General features: G+C 65.2%; 5 protein-coding genes and 1 pseudogene. 3 read left to right on the forward strand and 3 right to left on the reverse strand.

From position 1 onward, the window contains the following. Window positions 1-508 (forward strand): annotated as a pseudogene (locus WMK75_RS18275) (hypothetical protein); the annotation flags it as partial. On the opposite strand, the gene WMK75_RS18280 reads toward WMK75_RS18275, so the two are convergent. Next, window positions 406-1245, reverse strand: coding sequence for a hypothetical protein (locus WMK75_RS18280; RefSeq protein WP_347269012.1), 840 nt, complete (start codon window positions 1243-1245; stop codon window positions 406-408). The pseudogene WMK75_RS18275 and the gene WMK75_RS18280 overlap by 103 nt on opposite strands. Then, on the reverse strand, window positions 1242-2192 hold the full coding sequence (locus tag WMK75_RS18285; RefSeq protein ID WP_347269013.1) for a zincin-like metallopeptidase domain-containing protein: 951 nt from the start codon (window positions 2190-2192) through the stop codon (window positions 1242-1244). Before WMK75_RS18285 ends, WMK75_RS18280 begins: the two co-directional genes overlap by 4 nt. Before the next feature lie 228 nt (window positions 2193-2420). Between WMK75_RS18285 and WMK75_RS18290 the strand changes: the two genes are divergently transcribed. Then, on the forward strand, window positions 2421-3014 hold the full coding sequence (locus WMK75_RS18290) for a DUF6088 family protein (RefSeq protein ID WP_347269014.1): 594 nt from the start codon (window positions 2421-2423) through the stop codon (window positions 3012-3014). Continuing rightward, window positions 3007-4023: a nucleotidyl transferase AbiEii/AbiGii toxin family protein gene (locus WMK75_RS18295; RefSeq protein WP_347269015.1), complete on the forward strand. Its 1017-nt coding sequence runs from the start codon at window positions 3007-3009 to the stop codon at window positions 4021-4023. The genes WMK75_RS18290 and WMK75_RS18295 overlap by 8 nt, the downstream gene beginning before the upstream one ends. Before the next feature lie 4 nt (window positions 4024-4027). On the opposite strand, the gene WMK75_RS18300 is transcribed toward WMK75_RS18295, so the two are convergent. After that, a complete protein-coding gene (locus tag WMK75_RS18300) occupies window positions 4028-4465 on the reverse strand; it encodes a hypothetical protein (protein WP_347269016.1) in 438 nt (145 codons plus the stop codon). Window positions 4466-5000 lie beyond the last annotated feature (535 nt).

The raw sequence follows: 5000 nt of genomic DNA on the forward strand, positions 1-5000 counted from the left end.
GGAAATCGTCATCGTCCTTGCTCCTCTCAGGAAGCATGGACCGGATCAGCGATACACAGAAGACCTGACACTCTCGTTCTCGGAGACCTCGAAGGCGCTGAACCCGGGCCTGAAGGGCGACATCCGCGAGACCTTCAAGGGACCCAACTTCCACGTTCTGATCGTGGCGAACAAGTTCCAGACCGGCTTCGATCAGCCGCTGCTCTGCGGCATGTATATCGACCGCCGGCTGGCGGGCATTCAGGCGGTGCAGACCCTGTCGCGGCTGAACCGGGCGTGGCAGTCGGGCGGGCTGGTCAAGAACACGACCTATGTTCTCGACTTCACCGACAGCGCCGAGGATATCCTGACCGCCTTCAAGACCTATTACGAGACCGCCGAGCTTGAGGCGGTGACCGACCCCAATCAGGTGCTGGACCTGCGCGCCAAGCTGGATGCTCTGGCGGCGTCCACCGACACGGCATCGGCCCAAGCCTCGGGATCGCGGTCGCGCATCCGCCGCCAATGATCGTCGGAATGGAACGGGCAACCGATGCACGCGCTCTTGGGCGGTGGGGGGTAATCGTGTCGCTCCAGCCAGCGCAGGCAGTCCCGGCGGGTCATGCCTTGCTCGACCAGCGGCCAGCGGTTGGCCTGCCACGGCTCGAACGAAGGCTTCATGCGCAGCACCTCGTCGAACGAGATTCCGATCCACTGTTCGGCGATGGGCACCTTTGGCGACCGCCGACCGGCGATGCCGAGCAGTAGGCGGACCTTCCGACGGATGGGCGCGATCTTGTAGTCGCCGGTGCATTGGCGGCGGATCATGCCGACACCCACCCGTTCGGTCGGCAGGATGCGGGAGCCGACGGCGATGAGATCGCCGTTCTCGTCCTCGTCATAGACGGGCAGTTCCGCGCCTGCCGGCGTCACGGTGCGGGTGAAGGCCGGGATCGAGGCCCATCGTTCGCCGCGCGCACCGGCGAGAAGGTCGGTGCGCAGATCTCCGGCTGAGACGATGTGGACCGGGAAGGGCAGGACGTTGGGCGATCGCAGCCAGGCGAGATGCTCATAGACGGCCTTCGGCTCCCAGCCGGTATCGGCGAATATCGCGCAATCCGGCATAGGGCCGACTTCGCCATGGGCAGCCATCAGGGCGAGCGTGGTGGACTGGACGCCGGCGCCCAGGCTGAGGACACGCAGGCGGACGGACGCCTGCTGTTCGGCGGTCGGCGCCAGCGCGGGAAAGACGGGGGCGTTCATCATGCCGCCTCCCGTTCGTCGTCGGTCAGGCCGACATCGGCGTCGGGTAGGAAGCCGAGCAGCCAATCGGCCGCCTTGCTGGCCTGGGAGGCGGCGCGGACGATGGCGCGATTGTCCTCGCGTAACACCTCGAGCCAGGAGCCGATATAATCAGCATGGCGGACGGTGGGTGTGATGCCGAGCGAGGCGCAGCAGAAGGCCGCATTGATCTCGGCGACCAGCTCCTCGAATGCGTATTTCTTCGAGCCGAAGGAGCCCGAGAAATCGCGGTTCAGGCGCGAGGGGTGGCCTGTGGCGTGCCCCAGCTCGTGCAGGGCCGTCCTATGCCAGTTGATCGGCTCGAAATACGCTTGCGGTGGCGGCACCTGCACATAGTCGGGTGCCGGGGCGTAGAAGGCGCGGTCGCCGCCGATGCGGAAATCGATGCCCGTCGCTTGGATCAGGGCCTCGACCTGCGGTTCGATAAGGCCGGGCAGAGGCGGTGGCGCCACAATGACGACATCCTCCGGCAGGCCGTCGCATTGGGCCGCGTTGAACACCGTGAATCGCTTGAGGAACGGGATCGCGGCGGCGTCCTCGCCGGTTTCGCGGGCGCGACGCTTCTCGTCCTCCGGCGTGAAGCGGTCGGCATAGACGACGGTGGTGCCGTGTTCGCCGCGCCGGACGTTGCCGCCAAGCGACAGGGCCTGGCGGAAGGTGAGCCAGCTCTGGCCGGGGAAGCCGTGCTGGATCACCGCGCCCCAGAGGATCAGGACATTGATCCCCGAATAGTGCCGGCCGGTGGCCGCGTTCCTCGGCATGGCGAGGGGAGCCTTGGCCGAGGCTGATCCCCAGGGCTGAACCCAAGGCACGCGCCCGGCCTCCAGTTCGCCGATGATCTTGTCGGTGATTTCGTCATAGAGGCTCGCCCGGTCCTGGCCGGCGCGAGAAGGTGCGGTTCTTCTGGACATCGCGGATCTCCGCGACGGGCGCCGGGAGCCTCTCTCCCAGCCCTCAACCCGTCACGGAAAACCCGTCCGCACTCTCACTCTTGGGGGCGTTGCGGGGTCTCCCCGCAGAAGGGGTCGGCCGAGACTCGGCTCGGCCGCAGGGGAAGGCTTTCCCCATATCCGGCCAGTCCCAAGGGTTTCCTTGAGAAGTGTCAGAAACTCGCGTATATTTCCAACAGGAGAATGGCGATGACACGGCTGACCGAACAGATTCTGACGCATGCGGCGGGGCTTCCCGAAGGCGCGCCCGTGTCCGCCAAGAGCCTGCTTCACCTCGGCAACCGGGCGGCCGTGGATCAGGCGTTGTCGCGTCTGTCCGAGCGCGGGCAGCTCATCCGCGCCGGTCGTGGCGTCTATCTGCGTCCCATCGCCAGCCGGTTCGGCGCGCGCACGCCGTCGGTCGAACAGGCTGTCGAGGCGCTCGCCACCCAGAAGGGGGAGATCATCGTCTCGAACGGCGCCGCTGCGGCGAACGCCCTTGGCTTGACGACGCAGGTGCCCGTCCGCTCGGTCTATCTGACCTCCGGGCGCAGCCGGAAAATGCACCTTGGTAAGCAGGTAGTGGAATTGCGGCACGCGCCGCGCTGGCAACTGGCCCTGGCCAACCGGCCGGCGGGGGAGGCTGTGCGGGCGCTGGCCTGGCTCGGCCCGGAAAGAGCGGAAGCCGCGCTCACGACGTTGAAGCGGAAGATGCCGCCCGGCGTGTTCGGCGAGCTGGTCGCCGCCGCGCCGCAGCTTCCGACATGGCTCGCGCAGAGCGTCGGAAAGGCGGCCTATGGCTGACGCCTTCCTCCAGCTTTCGGCCGAGGATCGGCGCGATGCGTTGGGCGTCGCTGCCGACCGTTCGGGCCGTCCTACCCATCTTCTCGAAAAGGATGTGTGGGTGGTGTGGGCGCTGGCCACTCTCTACGCGGCGCCGCTCGGCGAGCATCTGGTGTTCAAGGGCGGCACGTCGCTGTCGAAAGCCTATCAGGTCATTCGCCGATTTTCGGAGGATGTGGATCTGACCTACGACATTCGGGCGATTGCGCCCGATCTGGTCGGGGACGATGGCGAGGGGCTGCCGAAAACCCGAAGCGAGGAAAAGCGCTGGTCAAGCGAGGTCCGCCGGCGGTTGCCGATGTGGGTCGCAGAGGCCGTGCAGCCCGTGATCACGACCGCGCTGGCCGCCGAGGGTCTGGCGGCGGTCGTTCGCGTCGAGGATGACAAGCTCTTCATCGACTATGAGGCGACCGCAGCCGGGTCCGGCTATGTGGCTCCGAGCGTGATGCTGGAGTTCGGCGCGCGCTCGACGGGTGAACCGGCGAGCCTGCGCGACGTCGTCTGCGATGCGGCCGGCCTGATTGACGGGCTGATATTCCCGACAGCGCGGCCGCGCGTCATGCACGCCGAGCGGACGTTCTGGGAGAAGGCGACCGCCATCCATGTCTTCTGCCTCCAGGAACGGCTGCGCGGCGACCGCTTCGCGCGACATTGGCACGATGTTGTCAGGTTGGATGAAGCCGGCTTCGCGGAAGCGGCATTCGCAGATCGCGAACTGGCCAACGCCGTCGCCCGGCACAAGTCGATGTTCTTCGCGGAGAAGGCCGCCGACCGCACGCCGATCGACTACGCGGCGGCCGTCAACGGCGGCTTGCAGCTCGTGCCGGTCGGCGATGGTGCGAAGGCGCTCGAGGACGACTATGCCAGCATGGTCGAGGATGGATTGCTCTTCGATGACGCGGAGCCGTTTGAGGCGCTCATGGCGCGATGCGCGGACATAGCCGCCCGCGCGAACAGCGCAGTCAAATGAGAAACTAAGGCTTGCGACGGGCGTATCCGTTGCCGCCCGCGATAGCGCCGCCCGCCCTCAGTATGTTGCCGATCGAGCGCCCGTTGATCCGGCAGGTGGCGACCACACGGTCGTAAGACTGGTGGTTGGCGACGCACTCGGCGTCTCGGCCCATGGCCACCCTTTCCAGCGCGAGCTTGGCGGCGGGGCCGCCCGGGGAGTGGAGTTCGGACGCGTAAAAATCCTCCAGTCGTATCTCTACCCAGTTCGATGGCCCTTGGCCCACGGCTACGCACAGGGAGTCGCCGTCTCCAACATAGACCACGGGGCCGGAGAAATGCGCGCCGCGATGGAGATACGACGGCATCGGGCCACGGTCGGGAATGGCCTTGCAGGGATCGGCCTTGGCCGCTGTCGCCATGGTCAGCGCTCCCAGCAGCGCCACGCCGATTGCGATCCGCATAGTCTTGTTCTCACTTCCGCTTCAGGCGCCACGGTCCGCGTGACAGTCGATGGTATTGATGATAGGGCTGCGTCGTGAAATCGGCAGGATGCACGGACCGAACCGGATTGTTTCCTGCGTCCATCGCTTGACGATAGTCCCCGAAAGTACGGTATTTCGGGGTTTCCCGGAAAAATGCAGCAATATCAAGAGCCGGCCGTTTTGGCGGGATGGCTGACGGCATAGTGCTGCAAAAAATATTTTTAATGACGTTTTTTCAAATGGTTATGCGGCCAGTTAATAATCGAGTGGGAGTGATCGGGCGTCTGGCATCGGCTGGCACCGAGTAGCATGAAAACACACCTAAGCCCGCGTCACTGCGAGTTTTTTTATGATTTCGTTCGGCACCGTCAAGCGATATTTGGCATCGCCAAGCACCGTTTTTTTATGGCATGATGAATGGCATTGAACGCTTCAATTGGTCTTGCCCCCGTTTCACCGGACACTCAGGCGGTTGCGGTTTGAGTTGCGATGAACTCGCGGGGCGAGCGCATCT

This window comes from Paracoccus sp. (in: a-proteobacteria), assembly GCF_039808215.1.
Lineage (GTDB): Bacteria > Pseudomonadota > Alphaproteobacteria > Rhodobacterales > Rhodobacteraceae > Paracoccus.

Bases quoted from the DNA above. Each gene is read 5' to 3' on its own strand.
- WMK75_RS18280 (WP_347269012.1), bottom strand. From the start codon at position 1,245: ATGATGAACGCCCCCGTCTTTCCCGCGCTGGCGCCGACCGCCGAACAG.
- WMK75_RS18285 (WP_347269013.1), bottom strand. From the start codon at position 2,192: ATGTCCAGAAGAACCGCACCTTCTCGCGCCGGCCAGGACCGGGCGAGC.
- WMK75_RS18290 (WP_347269014.1), top strand. From the start codon at position 2,421: ATGACACGGCTGACCGAACAGATTCTGACGCATGCGGCGGGGCTTCCC.
- WMK75_RS18295 (WP_347269015.1), top strand. From the start codon at position 3,007: ATGGCTGACGCCTTCCTCCAGCTTTCGGCCGAGGATCGGCGCGATGCG.
- WMK75_RS18300 (WP_347269016.1), bottom strand. From the start codon at position 4,465: ATGCGGATCGCAATCGGCGTGGCGCTGCTGGGAGCGCTGACCATGGCG.